We start from the raw sequence: 18,379 nt of genomic DNA, 5'->3' as shown, positions 1-18,379 counted from the left end.
GACACTCTTATACGCGTAACCCGACTTAGCCCTTTAGAACTTTGGTCAAAGTTGTTCCAAGCGACGCCGGGCTGTCCGCAATGGCGATGCCGGCACGGCGCATGGCCTCGACTTTGTCCTCTGCACGGCCTTGTCCGCCGGAGATGATAGCACCGGCGTGGCCCATGCGCCGCCCCGGAGGTGCGGTCATGCCTGCGATGAAGCCTGCCATTGGCTTCTTGCGGCCTTTCTTGGCCTCGCTGATCAAAAATTCGGCAGCTTCTTCCTCGGCGGAACCGCCGATCTCGCCGATCATGATGATCGAATGCGTATCGGGATCAGCCAGGAACAATTCCAGCACATCGATGTGCTCCGTTCCCTTTACGGGATCACCACCGATGCCGACAGCGGTGGACTGGCCGAGGCCCGCATCCGTCGTCTGCTTCACCGCTTCATAGGTGAGCGTACCGGAGCGCGACACGATACCGACAGTTCCCTTACGGAAGATATTGCCGGGCATGATGCCGATCTTGCAGGCGTTGGGCGTCAGCACGCCGGGGCAGTTGGGTCCGATGAGACGCGATTTGGAGCCCTGCAGCGCCCGCTTCACGCGCACCATGTCGAGCACCGGAATGCCCTCGGTGATGCAGACGATCAGCGGCATTTCCGCGTCGATCGCTTCGAGGATGGCGTCGGCCGCGAACGGCGGCGGAACGTAGATGGCGGTCGCCGTGGCGCCGGTCTTGGCCTTGGCCTCGATCACCGTATTGAACAGCGGAAGATCCGCGAGCTCCGGATCGGAATGCTTCGTGCCGCCCTTGCCGGGCGTCACGCCGCCTCCCACCTTGGACCCGTAGCTGCGTGCCTGTTTGGTGTGGAACGTTCCCTGGCTGCCGGTCAGGCCCTGGCAGATGGTGATGGTCGACTTGTCGACGAGAATTGCCATGTCGTGTCTCTTGCCCAGACGAATTCGAATGAAAGCGGAAGAGCGGTTACGCTCTTAAGCGGCGGCTTTGATCGCTGATGTGATTTTGGCGGCGGCGTCCGCAAGGTCGTCGGCCGGCACGATCTTCAAGCCGCTCTTGGCGAGAATCTCCTTGCCGAGATCGACGTTGGTGCCCTCGAGGCGCACGACCAGCGGCACATTGATCGCCATCTCGCGCGCGGCCGCAACGATGCCCTCCGCGATGATGTCGCAACGCATGATGCCGCCGAAAATGTTGACCAGGATGCCCTTCACCGATGGGTCGGACAGAATGATCTGGAACGCCGACTTCACCTTTTCCTTGGAGGCACCGCCGCCAACGTCGAGGAAGTTCGCGGGCTCGGCTCCATAGAGCTTGATGATGTCCATGGTCGCCATCGCGAGACCGGCGCCGTTCACCATGCAGCCGATCGAGCCGTCGAGCTTCACGTAGCTGAGCTCGTGACGCGCCGCCTCGATCTCCATCGGATCTTCCTCGGTCTCGTCGCGCAGGGCGACGATGTCGGGATGGCGGAAGAGTGCGTTGCTGTCGAAGGAGATCTTGGCGTCGAGCGCCGTGAGATGCCCTTCCTTCGTCACCACCAGGGGATTGATCTCGAGGAGGCTCACGTCCTTCTCGAGCACGAGACGGTAGAGACCTTCCACCATCTTCGCGCACTCTTTCACCTGGTCGCCCTTGAGGCCCAGCGCGAAGGCGATCTTGCGCGTGTGGAAGGGCTGCAGCCCGGTCGCCGGATCGACGGTCAGCGTCAGGATCTTGTCCGGCGTCTCGTGGGCGACCTTCTCGATGTCCATGCCGCCTTCCGTCGAGGCGATGAAGGCGACGCGCGAGCTGGCACGATCGACGAGCGCGGAGAGATAGAGTTCGCGGCCGATGTTGGCGGCTTCCGTAAGATAGATGCGACGGACGACGCGGCCAGCAGGCCCGGTCTGAATGGTGACGAGCGTCTTGCCCAGCATCTGGCTAGCAAGCTCGCGCGCCTCGGCCGGCGACTTGGCGAAGCGAACGCCACCCTTCTCGCCCGCTTCCTTCTCCTTGAAGTGGCCCTTGCCGCGGCCGCCAGCATGGATCTGCGCCTTGACGACGCGAACCTCGGTCTCGATCCCAGCCGCGATCTTCTCGGCTTCTTCAGGCGTGAACGCAACGCCGCCGCCGGAGGTCGGCACGCCGTATTGCCGCAACAGATCTTTGGCTTGGTGCTCGTGAATATTCATGGTTCCGCGTAATCCCTCGAGGAAACGAATGATGGGAGCGCGGCACAGACGGCGTGTGGCCACAGGGGGGCGGCCACACAAAAGAGGAGAGAACCCGTCCGTACCCCGCGTCGGCTGGCGTTTGGCTCGGTGCCTAGGCGCCGAGCTGTGGGTTGATCTTGATGCAGGCGTCGATCAAACCCTTCACGGATTCGATCGACTTCATGAGCATAGAGCGCTCGGCCGAGTTCAGGTCGATTTCGACGACCCGCTCCGTTCCGCCCGCTCCGATAATCGTCGGCACGCCGACGTACAATCCTTTAACACCGTATTCCCCGTTGAGATACGCGGCGCATGGCAGCACGCGCTTCTTGTCCTTGAGGAAGCTCTCGGCCATCGCGATCGCGGAAGCAGCCGGTGCGTAGTAGGCCGAGCCGGTCTTGAGGAGACCCACGATCTCGCCACCGCCCTTGCGCGTGCGGTCCACGATCTGGTCGAGGCGCTCCTGGCGGATCCAGCCCATTTTCACGAGGTCCGGCAACGGAATACCGCCAACGGACGAGTAGCGGACCAGGGGAACCATGTCGTCGCCATGGCCACCGAGAACGAAAGCCGACACATCCTCGACCGAGACCCGGAACTCCTCGGCCAGGAAGTGCCGGAAGCGGGCCGTATCGAGAACGCCCGCCATGCCGATCACCATGTTGCGCGGCAGGCCCGAGGCCTTCTGGAGCGCCCAAACCATGGCGTCGAGCGGGTTGGTGATGACGATGACGAAGGCATTCGGCGCATACTTGCGGATGCCGGCGCCGACCTGCTCCATGACCTTGAGGTTGATGCCAATCAGGTCATCGCGGCTCATGCCGGGCTTGCGCGGCACGCCGGCGGTGACGATGCAGACGCTGGCGCCCTCGATGTCCGCGTAGGCATTGGTGCCCTTGAGGGTGCAGTCGAATCCCTCCACCGCGCCCGACTGGGCGATATCTAGCGCCTTGCCCTGGGGGATGCCCTCCGCGATGTCGAAAATCACGACGTCGCCGAGCTCCTTGAGACCGATCAGGTGGGCAAGCGTGCCACCGATCATTCCGCCGCCGATCAACGCGATTTTCGTCCGCGCCATTAGACCATTCTCCCTGGAGACAGAGGCCCTTCGCTGAGGCCCTGGTTGCTGAGGTGGATACGTGTCCTCATGAAATATGCGCCCGATCGTGTCGGGGATCAAAAACTCCGGCCTTGGTATGACGAAAAGACTAGGGGCTCAAGCCCGCGCGAGCCCAAAACGGACGCATTCGACCAAAGCAGCCCAATCTGCTTGTCGATCATCAGCCCGATGCATGAATTATAGTCTCCTTATATAGGCCTGGAGGCGGCCCCGCGCGCGAGATAGGCCTCGCTGCGCATCTCCATGAGGCGGGATGCCGTCCGCTCGAAGAGCTGCACCCCGTCTCCCTCGGTATAGAGCTGGTCGGGCTCCGCTTCCGCCGAGACGATCAGGCAGTTGCGGTTGTCGTAGAGGGTATCGATGAGATGAATGAGCCGCCGGGCCTCGTTGCGCCGTTGGGCGCCGAGCACCGGGATGCCCTCGATGACGATCGTATGGAAGGCGTGCGCGATGTGGAGATAGTCGAGCGCGCCGAGCGGCTTCTCGCAGAGGTCGGCAAAGCCGAACCGGGCAACCCCCATCGATGCCAGCGGCACCCGGACCTGCCGGCCCTTCACGTCCACGAGAACCGGCGCCCCCGGGTGCTGGCCCGTAAGCCTAGCCCAGTGCTCCTCCACCCCGGCCGCGGCCTTTGCATCGCACGGACTGAAATAGAGCTGCCGCCCCGCGAGCTTGTCGAGACGAAAATCCTTGGCCGAAAGAAGCTCCACCACATCCACCTGCTCCCTCAGGAGATCGATGAACGGTAGGAAGAGCTGCCGGTTGAGGCCATTCCAATAGAGACGATCTGGCGCCGCGTTGGAGGTCGCGACCACCACCAGCCCGCGCTCGAACAGCGCCTTGAACAGACGCCCGAGGATCATCGCGTCCGCAATGTCCGTAATGGTGAGCTCGTCGAAGCACAGCAGCCCCGCCTCGGCCGCGATCTCTGCCGCCACAAACGGAATGGGGTCGCCGTCCGTGGTCGCCCGCCCCCGCTGGATGCGGTCGTGCACCTCGGCCATGAACTCGTGGAAGTGCAGCCGGCGTTTCGGCGTGAAGGCGACCGCTTCGTAGAAGAGGTCCATCAGCATGGTCTTGCCCCGTCCGACCGCGCCGTGGAGATAGAGGCCCTTGGGAGGAGGAGCCGCGCGCGAGCGGAAGAAGGAGGAGAGAAGACCGCTGCGGCCGGGCGGCCGCCAGACTTCCAGCGTTCGAGCGAGCTGATCGAGCCTCGCCGCGGCTTCCCGCTGAGCGGCATCCGGCTCTATCTCGCCGAGCGCCAGCCGCCGCTCGTAAAGCTTGAGAACTGTTCCCGCCATCATGATCCCGCCTGCGCCGGCCGCGCGCAAAACTGCCAGAAAATGCAGCATGACGCGACGGAAACGATGCTCAACTTGGCCACGCCTTCTTACACGCCTGCGCCAGGCGCAATGCTGCCCGTCGATTTTTGCGGCGCAACATAGGCAAAAACCCCACAGCTACAGGGAAACGGCAAAACACCGCATCTTTCGTCACGTATTTGGCGCATTGTGCAACGCACAACAAGCTCTATATCGGTGAGCGGCGCCTGGAATAAGTCAGGGCGCCGAATCACAGCGGAGGTTAGCCGGAGCTCCTGTGAGCCCGAAAGTCACGATCGATTGCCCCGCTGCGATTCAATCTGGAGGATTGACGCAATGAGTGAGCGACGGAGTGCGAGCGGCACATTCCGCAAGCTCTGGCCGCAGGAACAAGCGATGTTTCGCGACCACCTGCTGCGACTGGACAAGGCGAGCCGGACCATGCGCTTCGCGCACGGAGTTTCCGACGCCTTCATCGAAGACTATGCAGCCCACATGACTGACGCGGGCTCGACCGTGTTCGCCTACATCGAGGACGGCGAGGTGCGCGCTGCAGCCGAGTTGAAGAAACTTGGCGACACCTGGGGACGCGAAGCGGAAGCCGCGTTCTCGGTCGAAGCGGCCTTCCAGGAGCAGGGCATCGGATCCGAGCTCATGGGCCGCGTCATCCGCGCAGCGCGCAACCGCGGTGTGCACCTCATCTACATGAGCTGCCTCGCCTCTAACGCGAAGATGCAGGCCATCGCACGCAAGCACGAAGCCGATCTGCGCTTCGAGTTGGGCGAGGTGATCGGCGAGATCGTCCCTCAGGAAGCGAACTATTTCTCGCTCCTCGCAGAGGCGGTGGAGGATCGCGTCGGCTTCATGATGGCGGTTCTCGATCTGCAGCGCCGTGTCGTCAAAGCGGCGTGAGCGCGTCGCGTGATGCAGGTTTCGGAGTCGAAATCCGCTTTCACGCGATGCGAAAATTGGATTTCAGATTCCGAAATTTGCCGAGCGCAGCTGATACGAGATCGAGAATGACGGCGTAGTCTCTTAGAATGTCGACCATTTTGTTGAATTCACGCAACACTTTCAGCCGAATACGAATAAATCGGCAGGCTGAATCCACTTTCCATGTCAACAAAATGATCGAACTTGCTCATGATTTTTTTGTTCGAAATGATTCGAACTCTAGAGGGAGAGACTACTATGGCTAAAGCTGCTGTTAAGAAGACCACCGCTCGCAAGGCTGCTAAGAAGCCGGCCGCTCGTAAGGCTGCTGCGAAGCCCGCCGCTCGCAAGGCTGTGAAGAAGCCGGCTGCGCGCAAGCCTGCTGCGAAGAAGCGGAAGGCCGCCTAACTGGCGGACCGCTGGACCCGCTCCTGTCTGGGCAACAGGCGCGGCGACGGCGGCTCAATTTCCCAACTTGAAGACCGATGGCAGCGAGACGCGCCATCGGTCTTGTTATTTCTGGGGTCCGCAAAAAACGGAAATTCCGCTCGCGAAACGCAATCGTTTGCGGCGAACGATATAATCGAAAACGAGTATGGCCGCCGCCAAAAGCGGCAAAAAGACTCTCAATCGTCTTCAGGCAGATGACTGACGGCCTCGATATTGTGCCCGTCGGGATCGATGACGAAAGCCCCGTAATAATTGGCGTGATAATGAGGCCGGAGGCCGGGCGCGCCGTTGTCGCGCGCACCAGCCGCGATCGCCGCCTCGTAAAAGGCCCGCACCTGAGCCCGATCCTTCGCTGCGAAGGCGACGTGCAGCCGGCCCGTCAACGGCTTCCCCGTTCCGATCCAGAACTGAGGCCGCTCCGCGCCGAACCCGGCATAGCCCGCAGGCCCGCCTTCGTCGGAGAGATCCATGTCCATCAGCAGGCGCATGCCGAGCGAAGCCAGCACCGTCTCGTAGAACGCCTTGGACCTCTGATAGTCCGAAACCGGGAAACCGATATGGTCGAGCACGCGGACCCCTTCCTGTTGAAGCGCAGCGGGCGATCGCTCCGCTTATGATGAGCGTGCCATGACCCATCCGCCGACGGCGACGGAACGCGCGACAGACCTCTTGAGCAGTCCGCCCGCCGGCACATGGATATCATCATACCGAAGTGCGCCGGGGTCCAGACACGTCCCGGAGGCGGCGCTAGACCCGCCGCTGCACCATCAGCTTCTTGAGCTCGGCGATCGCCTTGGCGGGGCTCAGCCCCTTGGGGCATGCCTTCGCGCAGTTCATGATCGTGTGGCAGCGGTAAAGGCGGAAGGGATCCTCGAGATTGTCGAGCCGTTCGCCCGTGGCCTCGTCGCGGCTGTCGATGACCCAGCGATAGGCCTGCAGCAGGGCGGCCGGACCCAGATAGCGATCCGAGTTCCACCAGTAGCTCGGGCACGAGGTCGAGCAACAGGCGCAGAGAATGCACTCGTAGAGACCGTCGAGCTTCTCGCGGTCCTCACGCGACTGCTTCCACTCCTTGGGCGGAGCAGCCGTATCCGTCTTGAGCCACGGCTCGATCGAGCGGTGCTGGGCGTAGAAGTTCGTGAGATCCGGCACCAGATCCTTGACCACCTTCATGTGCGGCAGCGGGTAGATCTTGACCGCACCCTTGACCTCGTCGAGGCCCTTGAGACAGGCGAGGTCGTTCGTGCCGTCGATATTCATGGCGCACGAGCCGCAAATCCCCTCACGGCAGGAACGGCGGAACGTCAGCGTCGGATCGATCTCGTTTTTGATCTTGATGAGCGCGTCGAGCACCATCGGCCCGCACTGCTCCTCGTTCACCCAGTAGGTGTCGATGCGAGGATTTTCCTCATCGTCCGGGTTCCAGCGATAGATCCGGAACTCGCGCCATTTTCCCTTGATGTCGGGGGCATTCCACGTCTTGCCCGTCTGGATCTTCGAGTTTTTGGGAAGCGTGAGCTGAACCATGGAGAGCCGGCCCTCTTGGTCGAACAAGGTAAAATGAGGAAGGTCTCTTCTCATGAGACCCGGATCGGACCCTGTCAACGCTTTGCCGCAATTGCGCCGTGCGACCTTTGACTGCGACCGCCAGGCACCGACTTTGGAAAGGTGCCGTCGCCACTGTCACAATAGACAGCCCGCGGAGCGCCCGAGCCATATCGCCAGTCCGACCGGCGCGGACTTTCCGCAGATTCCAGATAATTAAAATAAATCATTATAAATCAATATATTAGACTGTCATAAATCCACAGTCTCCCGCCGCTAGTAAAAGAGCGCCGGGGCAACAGCTTCGGGAAGCAGAACGCAGGCGGAGGGCCGCGTTCGTTGCATAGTCCACGAGACAATGGAGATTAGCGTGAACAGCAAGTTCATCGCCATCACGACGGCCACCGCCGTCGGAATGGGCGCGTTTGCCTGTGCGGCTTTGGCGCGCGACCAGGTCAAGGTTGCAGGATCATCGACGGTTCTGCCGTATGCAAACATCGTTGCCGAGCAGTTCGGCAAGACGTTCTCCAATCTCAAGACCCCCGTCATCGAGTCCGGCGGCTCGTCGGCTGGCCTCAAGCAGTTCTGCGCCGGCGTCGGCGAGGACAAGATCGACATCGCCAACTCCTCGCGCAAGATCAAGCCTGCCGAGCAGGAAGAGTGCGCCAAGGCTGGCGTTGCCGACATCGTCGAGGTGAAGTTCGGCTATGACGGCATCGTATTCGCCGTCGACTCGGGCGCCGGCGAATGGAAGCTCGAGCCCAAGGATCTCTACCTCGCGCTCGCCGCTGAGGTTCCGAAGGACGGCGCTCTCGTCGCCAACCCCTTCAAGACCTGGAAGGAAGTGAACGCGACCCTCCCCGACTTCCCGATCGCCGCCTTCATCCCCGGTGAGAAGCACGGCACGCGCGAAGTGTTCGAGGAGAAGGTTCTCCACGCTGGCTGCAAGGCCACCGGCGGCGACAAGCTCCAGCTCGCCAAGGCCGAAGGCAAGGACGACGAAGCCAAGAAGAAGGCCGCCGACAAGGCCTGCAACAAGGTCCGCAAGGACGGCGCCGCAGTCGACATCGACGGCGACTACACCGAGACGCTCGCTCGCATCCAGTCCAACAAGCAGGGCGTGGGCGTGTTCGGTCTCTCGTTCTACGAGAACAACAAGGACAAGCTGAAGGTCGCCACCATCAACGGCGTCGAGCCCTCGCTCGAGACCGTCGCCTCCGGCAAGTACCCGGTTTCGCGTCCGCTCTACTTCTACGTGAAGAAGGCGCACCTCGGCGTGATCCCCGGCCTCAAGGAGTACGTCGAGTTCTTCACCTCGGACAAGATCCTCTCGGCTGACGGCCCGCTCGTCGAGTACGGCCTGGTTCCGCTTCCGGACGCAGAGCGCAAGGAAGTCCAGGAGCTCGTGAAGAGCGGCAAGACGCTGGCGACGGCTGCGAAGTAAGCCCGCCGCGATCACTTCGACTGACTGACGACGACCAAAGGAGTATGAGAAGGGGGAGCCGGTGATCGTGTTTTACCGCTCTCCCTTCTCGTCTCCTGCGACCCACTCCAAGCGGCGCGCGAGCCTCGTCTTCCGACGCTCCCAACGGGCCGGCGACCTCAGACACGAAAAGCACGAGCCCAGTGCACGGTCACACGAAAAGCGAGCCTGACACGGGCGCCCGAAAGGCCCGTGTGACCGTGCCCTGGGTTCAAACTCTGAAATCGAAATAGGGATCAGCCCGGTGTCGACGACCATTCTGGTTTTGATAATTCTCGCCCTCGGCGTTGTTGGATGGGTGCTGGGCAACTGGCGCGCGCGGACATCGGTGAACGGCAAGACCTCGGCCCTCCATTCGCGGCCGGGGTACTACGGCGCCTACGTTCTGCTGTGGACCACGCTGCCTGCCCTGCTTCTCCTCATCCTCTGGTCCGCGATCTCGCCGACGGTCGTATCGTCCATGGTCTCGTCGCGGCTTCCGGAGACTGTTCTGGCCGGCCCCGAGCAGACCCGCGCGCTGACGATGTCCACCATCGGCATGATCGAGAAGGGCCTGTCCCGGCTTTCGAGCGAGGAGCTCGACAAGACTGCCGACCCGGCGACCGACGTCAAGGCACTCCTCCTCAGCAAGGGTGTTCCGCTCGCCGTCAACCCGGAGCCCTTCGCCGTCGACGCGGCCCGTTTCCAGCTCGCCGTCAAGAATTCGAGCCAGCTCCTGCTCACAGCTTCCGCGCTCGGCCTCTCGCTCTTCTGTATGGCCTTCGGCTTCTTCCAGGTCGGCCCCAAGCTGCGCTCCCGCAACGCCGTCGAATCCGTGGCTCTCGCCGGTCTCCTCGGCTGCTCGATGGTCGCCATCCTGACGACCCTCGGCATCGTCCTCTCGATGCTGTTCGAGAGCATCCACTTCTTCAGCATGGTGCCGATCACGGACTTCCTGTTCGGAACCGTCTGGGACCCGCGCTTCTCCGCAGCCGGCGCCACCAACGAAGCCGGTGGACAGTTCGGCCTTCTCCCGCTGCTCTGGGGCACGCTCTATATCTCGCTCGTCGCACTCCTGGTTGCGGTTCCGGTCGGCCTCTTCAGCGCCGTCTACATGTCGGAATACGCTTCCAGCAAGATCCGCCTCACCACCAAGCCGCTGCTCGAGATCCTCGCTGGCATCCCCACCATCGTGTACGGCTTCTTCGCCCTCATCACCTTCGGTCCCCTGCTGCGTGACGCAGGCGCCCTCGCGGGCCTCTCGATCTCGGCAACGAGCGTGCTGACGGCGGGCCTCATCATGGGCGTGATGCTGATCCCGTTCGTCTCCTCTCTGTCGGACGACATCATCAACGCAGTGCCGCAGTCCCTGCGCGAGGGCTCCTACGGCCTCGGCGCCACCCAGTCCGAGACGATCAAGCGGGTCATTCTCCCCGCCGCGCTCCCCGGCATCGTCGGCGCCATCCTGCTGGCAGCCTCCCGCGCCATCGGCGAAACCATGATCGTGGTGCTCGCCGCGGGCATTGCGCCGAACCTCACGCTGAACCCCTTCGAGCCGGTCACTACGATCACCGTGAAGATCGTGAGCCAGCTCACCGGCGACCTCGAATTCAACTCTCCTCAGACGCTCGTCGCCTTCGCCCTTGGCCTAACCCTGTTCGTCTTCACCCTCGCCCTCAACATTTACGCGCTCTATATCGTGCGCAAATATAGGGAGCAGTACGAATAATGACTGTGGAAACAGCTCCTATGGCAACCGGAACTCTGATCGCCTCCCGCTCCAAGCAGGACATCCAGGCTCGTATCGCCAAGCGCTATGCCGCCGAGAGGCGGTTCAGGGCCTACGGCGTGTCCGCGATCCTGTTCGGCATCCTCTTTCTCGTCGCTCTGTTCTCGACCATCCTGGTGCGCGGCTATTCCGCATTCACGCAGTCTGCCTTCACGCTCGACGTGAACCTCGACGCTGGCGCCTTCGGCTCATCCTCGCCGCCGACGGAGAGCGATCTGCTGATGGCCGACTACACCAAGCTCGCCAACCGCGCGCTGTTCCAGGTGCTCGGCGTGGATCCCGCCAACCGCGCCGACGCGAAGGCCGCCGCGGCGCTGCTTTCGGCCAACGCCGACACGCAGATCCGCAAGGCCGTGCTGGCTGATCCGTCTCTGATCGGCAAATCGGTGCAGCTCACCCTTCTGGCACACGGCAACGTCGACAGCCTCATGAAAGGCCAGTTCGACCGGAACATTCCCGAAGGCCGCCGCCAGCTCTCCGACAAGCAGCTCGCCTGGCTCGACAAGGCCGCCGAGGCCGGCTTCCTCGCCAAGCACTTCAACACCGGCCTCTTCACCTACGGCGCATCGAGCAAGCCCGAGACTGCGGGCGTCGGCGTCGCACTCGTCGGCTCGCTTTACATGATGCTGATCGTGCTGCTGTTCGCGGTGCCGCTCGGCGTCGCCGCCGCCGTCTACCTCGAGGAGTTCGCCCCGAAGAACTTCCTGACCGACACCATCGAGGTCAACATCAACAATCTGGCGGCCGTCCCGTCCATCGTGTTCGGTCTTCTCGGTCTCGCGATCTTCATCAACTTCATGGGCATCCCGCGCTCGGCCTCTCTCGTCGGCGGCCTGGTGCTCGCACTCATGACGCTGCCGACCATCATCATCGCGACCCGCGCAGCCATCAGCGCCGTGCCGCCGTCCATCCGCGAAGCAGCCCTTGGCGTCGGCGCCTCGAAGATGCAGTCGATTACCCATCACGTGCTGCCGCTCGCGGTGCCCGGCATCCTGACCGGCACCATCATCGGCCTCGCCAAGGCGCTCGGTGAAACGGCGCCGCTGCTGATGATCGGCATGGTCGCCTTCGTCGTCGAGTATCCGAAGACGCCCATCGACGCGGCGACGGCTCTGCCGGTGCAGATCTACATGTGGGCGACGGCCGCCGAGCGCGGCTTCGTCGAACGCACCGCGGGCGCCACCCTCATCCTGCTCGCATTCCTGGTGTGCATGAACGTCACCGCCGTCATTCTCCGCCGCCGTTACGAGCGGCGCTGGTAGTCCCCAATTTGATCCTGGAGTTAGAGATGCTCAACGTGCAGACCTCTGAGATAGAAAACCGCGCCGTTAAACTCGGCGCCACGGATGGCACCAAGGTCCACGCCAAGGACGTCAACGTCTACTACGGCGATAAGCGCGCCCTCTTCGACGTGACCGTGAACATCCCCGATCGCAGCGTGACGGCCTTCATCGGCCCCTCGGGTTGCGGCAAGTCCACGTTCCTGCGCTGCATCAACCGCATGAACGATACCATTCCAATCTGCCGCGTCACCGGCAAGATCACCATCGACAACGAGGACATCTACGATCCGTCCCTCGACGTCGTTCAACTCCGCGCCCGCGTCGGCATGGTGTTCCAGAAGCCGAACCCGTTCCCCAAGTCGATCTACGAGAACGTGGCCTACGGTCCCCGCATCCACGGTCTCGCCGGCACCAAGGCCGAGCTTGACCACATCGTGCAGACCAGCCTCGAGAAGGCCGCGCTCTGGAAAGAGGTCAAGGACCGCCTGAACGATCCGGGCACCGGCCTTTCCGGCGGCCAGCAGCAGCGCCTCTGCATCGCCCGCGCCGTCGCCGTTGGCCCCGAGGTGATCCTGATGGACGAGCCGTGCTCGGCACTCGACCCCATCGCCACCGCCAAGGTCGAGGAGCTCATCGACGAATTGAAGCAGAACTTCTGCATCATCATCGTCACACACTCGATGCAGCAGGCAGCCCGCGTCTCGCAGCGCACCGCGTTCTTCCATCTCGGCATCCTTGTCGAGGAAGGCGCGACCAACGACATCTTCACCAACCCGACGGACAAGCGCACGCAGGATTACATCACCGGCCGCTTCGGCTGACGCATCGCCTCAGTCAGGACCCTGTCCGATGACGACCGAACGAAAATCCCTGCTGAGCGGCTTCATGCCGTGGCGCGCCTCGAGGTCGGAGGCACCCGCCGTCACGAGCAAAGCCGCCGGGCCCCAAGGGGCCAAAGGAGACCCTATGAACGAGCACATCGTAAAATCGTACGAGGAAGAGCTCGCTCTCCTCGACAAGAAGATCGCCCACATGGGCGGCCTGGCAGAGCACATCCTCGGGCAGTCGTTCGACGCCCTCGAGCGCCGCGATCCCAAGCTCGCCGAGCAGGTCGTCAAGACGGACAAGCAGATCGACCAGCTCGAGCGTGACATCGAGGAGCAGGTGATCTCCATGATCGCCCGCCGCCAGCCGCTCGCCAACGACCTGCGTCACGTCATGGCGGCGCTGCGCATCACGGGCGACCTTGAGCGCATCGGCGATCTCGCGAAAAACATCGCCAAGCGCGCGCTCGCCATTGCCCACGAGTCGCACCCGAAGCCCCTCATGACCGGCCTGCGCCACATGGGCGAGCTGGCGCTCTCGCAGCTCAAGGAGGTTCTCGACGCCTATGCCGCGCGTGACGCCGACCGGGCGCTCGCCGTGTGGCGCGACGACGAGAACATCGACTCCATGTACAATTCGCTGTTCCGCGAGCTCTTGACCTACATGATGGAAGATCCGCGCAACATCGGTCTCTCCACCCATCTGCTGTTCGGCGCCAAGAACATCGAACGTGTTGGCGACCACACCACCAACATCGCCGAAACAGTGCACTTCCTCGTGCGTGGCGTGAATATCATCGACGACCGCCCGAAGAGCGACGACACCAGCTCCACCCTGTTCTCGCAGGGTTGAGCCTCGCATTTTTATGGATGAGCGATAAACGATGACGGCCAAGATTCTTCTTATCGAGGACGAGGCGCCTCTGGCGGAGATGCTTCGTTACAACCTCGAAGCGGAAGGGTTCCGCGTCTCCCACGCCGAGAACGGCGAAGAGGCGGAGATCCTTGTTGCGGAGGAGAAACCTGACCTCCTGGTTCTCGACTGGATGCTTCCGGGCGTCTCGGGAATCGAGATCTGCCGGCGCATGCGGGCGCGAATGGAGACGAAATCCATTCCGATCGTCATGCTCACCGCACGCGGCGAGGAAGGAGACCGCATCCGCGGCCTCTCGACCGGCGCCGACGACTACGTGGTGAAGCCGTTCTCTCTTCCCGAGCTGATGGCCCGCGTGAAAGCCATCCTGCGCCGGGCTTCTCCGGACCGTCTGGCGGACGTGCTGCGTTTCGCCGACATCGAGCTGGATCGCCCGGCCCACAAGGTCACGCGCGGCCTGCGCGAGGTGCATCTCGGCCCCACCGAATTCCGCCTTCTCGAGTTCCTGATGGAAAGCCCGGGCCGTGTGCTCTCGCGCTCCCAGCTTCTCGATGGCGTCTGGGGCCGCGATGCCTACGTTGACGAGCGCACCGTGGACGTGCACGTCGGCCGCCTGCGCAAGGCGCTCATCCGCGGCAAGGAGCGCGACCCGATCCGCACCGTTCGTGGCTCCGGCTACGTCTTTGGCGAGCGCAACAGCGGCTGAGAAGCAAGGCAACGGGCAACAGGCAGCCGGCAGCTAGGGAGGTTACCTCCTTGGTGAAGGTCCTGCCGACGCCCTGTCGCCCGCATGAGTTCCTGTACCCTGCTCGGACATACCCACATCCAGCCGTCGTCCGTGCGCGGCACCGCTTTGCCGTGTCGCCGGGATGCGGATGGAGTGAGGGAGTGACTTCCAAATGCAACGTCATCCCGGCGTAGGCCGGGATCCAGCCACATCGTGATCTGGCAGCTCCCTCCCTACTGCCTACTGCCTACTGCCTACTGCCGCTCACTGCCAACTTCCGACACGCGGCAGCCCCACTCGCGACAAAAACCCGTTTTATTCAGATCCCGGATCACGAGATGCCGGGGGTTGATCGGCTTTATCGCGTATTGCGCTCGCAGAGGGACCGTCAGAGTTTTCCTGCAAGCCTCTAAGACAGGTCGACACCCATGGTGTACGCGCCGGATTCGGGGCGTTCGCGCGGATATTTTGCGCGCTCCTTCAAGCTCGGACTTCTCCCCGACGCGACAGGCGGCGACGCCGACCCCGTTGCTCCGCGCGACCTCAAGAAGCTTGTCCTGATCATCGGCCTCGGCACCCTGTCGTGGGTGGCGACCTACGTCGGCATGTTGGAGCTGATCGAGGCCAACATGGGCGACCTGCCGCTCATTCATAAGGTGATCATCGGCTTCTCCGTGGCCATGCTGATGACCATGATCGTCTGGCTCTTGGACCAGATGTTCGCCCCCGTGGGCACCATGACGCGCCTCGCCTACATCGCGGGCTACCTGTTCCTCTCCATCATCTCGGTCGGCTTCGGGTTCGGCTTCTACTGGAAGGTGCTCGAAAGCCGCGCCGAAAGCTCGCGCTCGGCGGAATCGGCTGTCACCGCCGTGCAGAGCTCCCTCAATGCCGCCTCGACGCGCCTCGAGCAGTTGAACGCCACCCTTGTCCAGCTCGCCACCGTCTCGCGCGCGAAGGCCGAGACCGAGCGCGCCAAGGGCACCTCCTGCCCCAACAGCAAGCCGGGCGATGGCCCCCGCCGCCGCATGCGGGACGAGGACGCCGCCCGCTTCTCCTTCGCATCCGAGTTCGTCGCCGGCCGCGTTGCCGCCGTGAAGACGGACATGGCCGCTCTCGACGGCGACCTCGCCAGGATCGCAGCCAACGATCCCGCGATCATCGATCCCAAGTCCGGCACCCGCAACGAGTTCATGAAGTCCTTGAGTCGCAAGCTCGACATGACGGTCTCGGGCTTCAATGCGCTGCGCACGGACCCGCAGTTGAAGCAGATGCGCCAGGACCTCGCCGAGCGCGCCGACAAATCCACCTTCGGAGACCCCAAGAACGGAGGCTTCGTCTGCCCCGATACGGAGCTCGCCCAGGCTCTGCGCGGCGCTGCACGCGCCATCAACGAGCTGCCGGTTCTGGAAAAGCCCGCCATCGCCGCCGTCGAAGGCTCGGAAGCCACCATCGAGGCCTTCCGCCGCCTCACCACAACCTTCTACGGCCTCCTCTCCTTCAAGCTCCCGCCGTCGGCGGACGAGCTGCGCGAGCTGCAGAAGAAGGCGATGCAATCGGTCGAGGCCGGCCCCTCGGCTGCCATCGTCACCGAGGAAGGCGGTCTCTCGAAACGAGATTACGTCCCGCTCGCGGTGGCCATCTTCGTCGACATCTGCCTGTTCCTGGTTTCCATCGGCCGGCCAGCCCACCGCCTGCACGGCCTCATGCCGAAGATGCGCGAAGCCGAACGCGGCCCGGTCATCGAAATTCTCTCGCGCTTCAACGACATCCACCGCGATCCCGAGATCCGCGAAAGCTTCGAGCTGTTCCGCCACGTCGTCTTCGACCTGCACGGCGCCTACTACGTCGCAGTCCCCCTCGACGCGCCGCTCCACGTCGGCGCGGCAGAGCGCGAGGAGCTGCGCACCGAGGCCCAGCTTCTGGCCAACCTCTTCACCAGCTTCGAGAAGGACAAGATCTTCCGCCGCACCTGGACGCCGTTCGCAGGTGTCGTGCGCAAGAAGCTCGCGAAGCAGGGATCCAAGTTCGCGGGATCGGAGGCTTTCCGCGTCTATCGCTTCCGCGATGGCGCCTGGTCCGAGATCATCCTCGGCGCCGTGATGGGTGCCGCCCGCCGCGTCGAGGCCGAAGCCCAGCGCCGCCGCATCGAGCGCGACCTCCTGCGCCCCATGGAGCCGCGGTTCGCGCAAAATTTCGGGAAGGAGCAGAGACCGGAGTTCGGCTCCGGGTTCGGCCCTGCCATGCCGCACCGCGCCGATGCCGAGCCGGCCTTCGCCCCGCAGCCGGCTGAAACCGCCGTTCCCCCGGCTGTCGAGCCCGCCGCTCCTACTCGGGCCGAGAGCTGGACCGCCGCGTGGACGCCCGCGCGCCCCGCGCCTCCCAAAGCAAAGCCCGCCACACCGAGAGTTTCGACGTCGGACGATTTCGGCCCCTACGCGCGAAGCGCCAAGGCCGAGCTGAGCGCCGAGCCGGAAGCCTTCGACGACGAGCCCCTCGCGGAACCCGCGAACTCGAACACGGTCCCGAGCCATCAGCCCGACATCGTCGAGGCACGGAGAGCGGCAGCGCCGGAGGCACCCCGTCCGCGCGTGGATGTCGTCCTGAAGCGCGAGACCGCAACTCTCACCCTGCCCCTCGATGCAGCCGACGGTCCCGGCGGTTTGATCGGCCGCCTCGGTCAGGCCCTTGAGGGCATCGAGCAGGACAACGAAAAAATTCCCGCACCCCGACAAATTTCCGCGACTGAGGTGAACGCGCATCAGTCAACGGGCATCGCGCCGGAGGTCGCAGCAAATCGAACGGACGAGCTTTCGGAATCATTTGAAGCGCTTGACGTGATCGACGAAAGCGATCCCTCAGCCGACGATGTCGTCGCCATCGCGGGCCGCTTGCGTCCCGCGATCGCCAACACGTGATCGCGGACGAAAGTCGAGCCGCGCACGGGTCACCGCTCAACACTTGCTTAACCGTCTTGGCGCCTAAATGGCCCCACAACTACACGACGGGAAATTACGGACGTCGCTCCGCTTCCCAAATAAGGACAAAAACGAATGCGCTTCGGTCCAAAAGCTCGCATGAACGTCGTCACCAAGGAGGAAAAGGAAGCCCGGCTGAAAGCATTCATCACCCGCCATCTCGAAGCGCAGCGCGCATCCGGCGCTCCGGCGGGAGAAATCAAATACCGGCTTCTCGCGCTCTCCGCAGAAAGCCCTGCCGCCGCCGCCCTCTCGCAACTCGCTCCCGAACTCGCCGCCGCCGGCATCGCCGTCGAAGCGCTGCTTGCCCGCCGCGCATCCGGCGTGACGCTCGAAGGCGCCGAGTGCCGGTTCGTGACCGACGTTCGCCTCCTCGATGCCCATGAGCAGCTCGTGCTCGATTCCACCACCGTCTGGATTGGCGACTGCATGCGCCGCGATCCGCTGAAGCGGGATTCCTACGAGCTTTACTCGGACACCTGCCCGGCCACCGCCGGCCGCGCGGTCCGCTCCTTTGCCCAGATCTGGCGTGCCGCCGGCCCCTCCGGCAGCCTCACCGCCGAGCGCCGCTGGGCTGGCCCCCGCCAGCCGGCTCTGTTCGACCCCTCGCTTCTTGCCGGGGCCGAAGCTCCTATGCCGGCGGCCCTGCTGCGCCACTAACCCCACACTGCCGTCTCCTGACGCCCCCCAAAGGCCGGTTGCCATCCCCCCCCCAGGCAGCCGGCCTTTTCCCGTTTGCGCCCCCCGGGTGAAAGATCCGCATCGAGCGGAACTTGCCGGTAAATTCTATCTTGCTGCCAACGTTTGATCATTCAGGTCTGATGGGCTCACGCGTGCGGGCAACACGATGATAGTGTCCGCACACGAAATTT

At 63.4% G+C, this 18,379-nt stretch carries 16 protein-coding genes; 10 read left to right on the top strand and 6 right to left on the bottom strand.

The genetic code is table 11. From position 1 onward, the window contains the following. Positions 1-25 precede the first annotated feature (25 nt). The 4 genes from sucD to zapE all read right to left on the bottom strand — a co-directional run bounded on the left by sucD (position 26) and on the right by zapE (position 4,624). The gene (sucD, locus tag PE058_RS02175) at positions 26-925 is read right to left on the bottom strand and encodes a succinate--CoA ligase subunit alpha (RefSeq protein WP_020085915.1); all 900 of its coding nucleotides are present in this window, start codon (positions 923-925) and stop codon (positions 26-28) included. 54 nt (positions 926-979) lie between these two features. Continuing rightward, the gene (sucC, locus tag PE058_RS02170; protein ID WP_271029721.1) at positions 980-2,179 is read right to left on the bottom strand and encodes an ADP-forming succinate--CoA ligase subunit beta; all 1,200 of its coding nucleotides are present in this window, start codon (positions 2,177-2,179) and stop codon (positions 980-982) included. A 133-nt stretch (positions 2,180-2,312) separates the two neighbouring features. After that, entirely contained in the window at positions 2,313-3,278 is a 966-nt protein-coding gene (gene mdh, locus PE058_RS02165) for a malate dehydrogenase (protein WP_020085913.1), read from the bottom strand. Between the two features lie 230 nt (positions 3,279-3,508). Then, on the bottom strand, positions 3,509-4,624 hold the full coding sequence (gene zapE / locus PE058_RS02160; protein ID WP_040498198.1) for a cell division protein ZapE: 1,116 nt from the start codon (positions 4,622-4,624) through the stop codon (positions 3,509-3,511). Between the two features lie 354 nt (positions 4,625-4,978). On the opposite strand from zapE, the gene PE058_RS02155 reads away from it, so the two are divergent. Together PE058_RS02155 and PE058_RS02150 are read left to right on the top strand one after the other, a co-directional pair. Continuing rightward, the gene (locus tag PE058_RS02155) at positions 4,979-5,554 is read left to right on the top strand and encodes a GNAT family N-acetyltransferase (RefSeq protein ID WP_040498102.1); all 576 of its coding nucleotides are present in this window, start codon (positions 4,979-4,981) and stop codon (positions 5,552-5,554) included. Between the two features lie 279 nt (positions 5,555-5,833). Next, a complete protein-coding gene (locus PE058_RS02150) occupies positions 5,834-5,983 on the top strand; it encodes a hypothetical protein (RefSeq protein WP_020085909.1) in 150 nt (49 codons plus the stop codon). 218 nt (positions 5,984-6,201) lie between these two features. Here the strand turns inward: PE058_RS02150 and PE058_RS02145 are convergent, their stop codons facing one another. Together PE058_RS02145 and PE058_RS02140 are read right to left on the bottom strand one after the other, a co-directional pair. Next, entirely contained in the window at positions 6,202-6,594 is a 393-nt protein-coding gene (locus PE058_RS02145; protein WP_020085908.1) for a VOC family protein, read from the bottom strand. A 178-nt stretch (positions 6,595-6,772) separates the two neighbouring features. Beyond that, a complete protein-coding gene (locus PE058_RS02140; protein WP_271029720.1) occupies positions 6,773-7,552 on the bottom strand; it encodes a succinate dehydrogenase iron-sulfur subunit in 780 nt (259 codons plus the stop codon). Between the two features lie 376 nt (positions 7,553-7,928). Here PE058_RS02140 and PE058_RS02135 point away from each other — a divergent pair, with 376 nt between their 5' ends. The 8 genes from PE058_RS02135 (at position 7,929) to PE058_RS02100 (ending at position 18,167) form a co-directional block, all read left to right on the top strand. Continuing rightward, positions 7,929-9,014, top strand: a complete 1,086-nt coding sequence (locus PE058_RS02135; RefSeq protein WP_020085906.1) for a substrate-binding domain-containing protein — start codon at positions 7,929-7,931, stop codon at positions 9,012-9,014. A gap of 283 nt (positions 9,015-9,297) precedes the next feature. Continuing rightward, on the top strand, positions 9,298-10,761 hold the full coding sequence (gene pstC / locus PE058_RS02130) for a phosphate ABC transporter permease subunit PstC (RefSeq protein WP_020085905.1): 1,464 nt from the start codon (positions 9,298-9,300) through the stop codon (positions 10,759-10,761). Next, the gene (gene pstA, locus PE058_RS02125; protein WP_026868016.1) at positions 10,761-12,083 is read left to right on the top strand and encodes a phosphate ABC transporter permease PstA; all 1,323 of its coding nucleotides are present in this window, start codon (positions 10,761-10,763) and stop codon (positions 12,081-12,083) included. Before pstC ends, pstA begins: the two co-directional genes overlap by 1 nt. A gap of 26 nt (positions 12,084-12,109) precedes the next feature. Continuing rightward, positions 12,110-12,925, top strand: coding sequence for a phosphate ABC transporter ATP-binding protein PstB (gene pstB, locus PE058_RS02120; protein ID WP_271029719.1), 816 nt, complete (start codon positions 12,110-12,112; stop codon positions 12,923-12,925). 145 nt (positions 12,926-13,070) lie between these two features. Beyond that, the gene (gene phoU, locus PE058_RS02115; protein ID WP_020085902.1) at positions 13,071-13,781 is read left to right on the top strand and encodes a phosphate signaling complex protein PhoU; all 711 of its coding nucleotides are present in this window, start codon (positions 13,071-13,073) and stop codon (positions 13,779-13,781) included. A 31-nt stretch (positions 13,782-13,812) separates the two neighbouring features. Continuing rightward, on the top strand, positions 13,813-14,508 hold the full coding sequence (gene phoB / locus PE058_RS02110; RefSeq protein WP_020085901.1) for a phosphate regulon transcriptional regulator PhoB: 696 nt from the start codon (positions 13,813-13,815) through the stop codon (positions 14,506-14,508). 449 nt (positions 14,509-14,957) lie between these two features. Continuing rightward, positions 14,958-17,447, top strand: a complete 2,490-nt coding sequence (locus PE058_RS02105) for a hypothetical protein (RefSeq protein ID WP_271029718.1) — start codon at positions 14,958-14,960, stop codon at positions 17,445-17,447. A 135-nt stretch (positions 17,448-17,582) separates the two neighbouring features. Then, positions 17,583-18,167, top strand: a complete 585-nt coding sequence (locus tag PE058_RS02100; protein ID WP_020085900.1) for a hypothetical protein — start codon at positions 17,583-17,585, stop codon at positions 18,165-18,167. Positions 18,168-18,379 lie beyond the last annotated feature (212 nt).

The sequence above is a fragment of the Hyphomicrobium sp. DMF-1 genome (assembly GCF_027886585.1).
Classification (GTDB): Bacteria; Pseudomonadota; Alphaproteobacteria; order Rhizobiales; family Hyphomicrobiaceae; genus Hyphomicrobium_C; species Hyphomicrobium_C zavarzinii.
Note: the sequence above shows the minus strand (reverse complement) of the source record. Positions and strands in the feature narration are given on the sequence as shown.

What these genes read in the sequence shown, in the direction of transcription:
- sucD (WP_020085915.1), bottom strand. Translation starts at nt 925, where the DNA reads ATGGCAATTCTCGTCGACAAGTCGACCATCACCATCTGCCAGGGCCTG.
- sucC (WP_271029721.1), bottom strand. Translation starts at nt 2,179, where the DNA reads ATGAATATTCACGAGCACCAAGCCAAAGATCTGTTGCGGCAATACGGC.
- mdh (WP_020085913.1), bottom strand. Translation starts at nt 3,278, where the DNA reads ATGGCGCGGACGAAAATCGCGTTGATCGGCGGCGGAATGATCGGTGGC.
- zapE (WP_040498198.1), bottom strand. Translation starts at nt 4,624, where the DNA reads ATGATGGCGGGAACAGTTCTCAAGCTTTACGAGCGGCGGCTGGCGCTC.
- PE058_RS02155 (WP_040498102.1), top strand. Translation starts at nt 4,979, where the DNA reads ATGAGTGAGCGACGGAGTGCGAGCGGCACATTCCGCAAGCTCTGGCCG.
- PE058_RS02150 (WP_020085909.1), top strand. Translation starts at nt 5,834, where the DNA reads ATGGCTAAAGCTGCTGTTAAGAAGACCACCGCTCGCAAGGCTGCTAAG.
- PE058_RS02140 (WP_271029720.1), bottom strand. Translation starts at nt 7,552, where the DNA reads ATGGTTCAGCTCACGCTTCCCAAAAACTCGAAGATCCAGACGGGCAAG.
- PE058_RS02135 (WP_020085906.1), top strand. Translation starts at nt 7,929, where the DNA reads ATGGAGATTAGCGTGAACAGCAAGTTCATCGCCATCACGACGGCCACC.
- pstA (WP_026868016.1), top strand. Translation starts at nt 10,761, where the DNA reads ATGACTGTGGAAACAGCTCCTATGGCAACCGGAACTCTGATCGCCTCC.
- pstB (WP_271029719.1), top strand. Translation starts at nt 12,110, where the DNA reads ATGCTCAACGTGCAGACCTCTGAGATAGAAAACCGCGCCGTTAAACTC.
- phoU (WP_020085902.1), top strand. Translation starts at nt 13,071, where the DNA reads ATGAACGAGCACATCGTAAAATCGTACGAGGAAGAGCTCGCTCTCCTC.
- phoB (WP_020085901.1), top strand. Translation starts at nt 13,813, where the DNA reads ATGACGGCCAAGATTCTTCTTATCGAGGACGAGGCGCCTCTGGCGGAG.
- PE058_RS02105 (WP_271029718.1), top strand. Translation starts at nt 14,958, where the DNA reads ATGGTGTACGCGCCGGATTCGGGGCGTTCGCGCGGATATTTTGCGCGC.
- PE058_RS02100 (WP_020085900.1), top strand. Translation starts at nt 17,583, where the DNA reads ATGCGCTTCGGTCCAAAAGCTCGCATGAACGTCGTCACCAAGGAGGAA.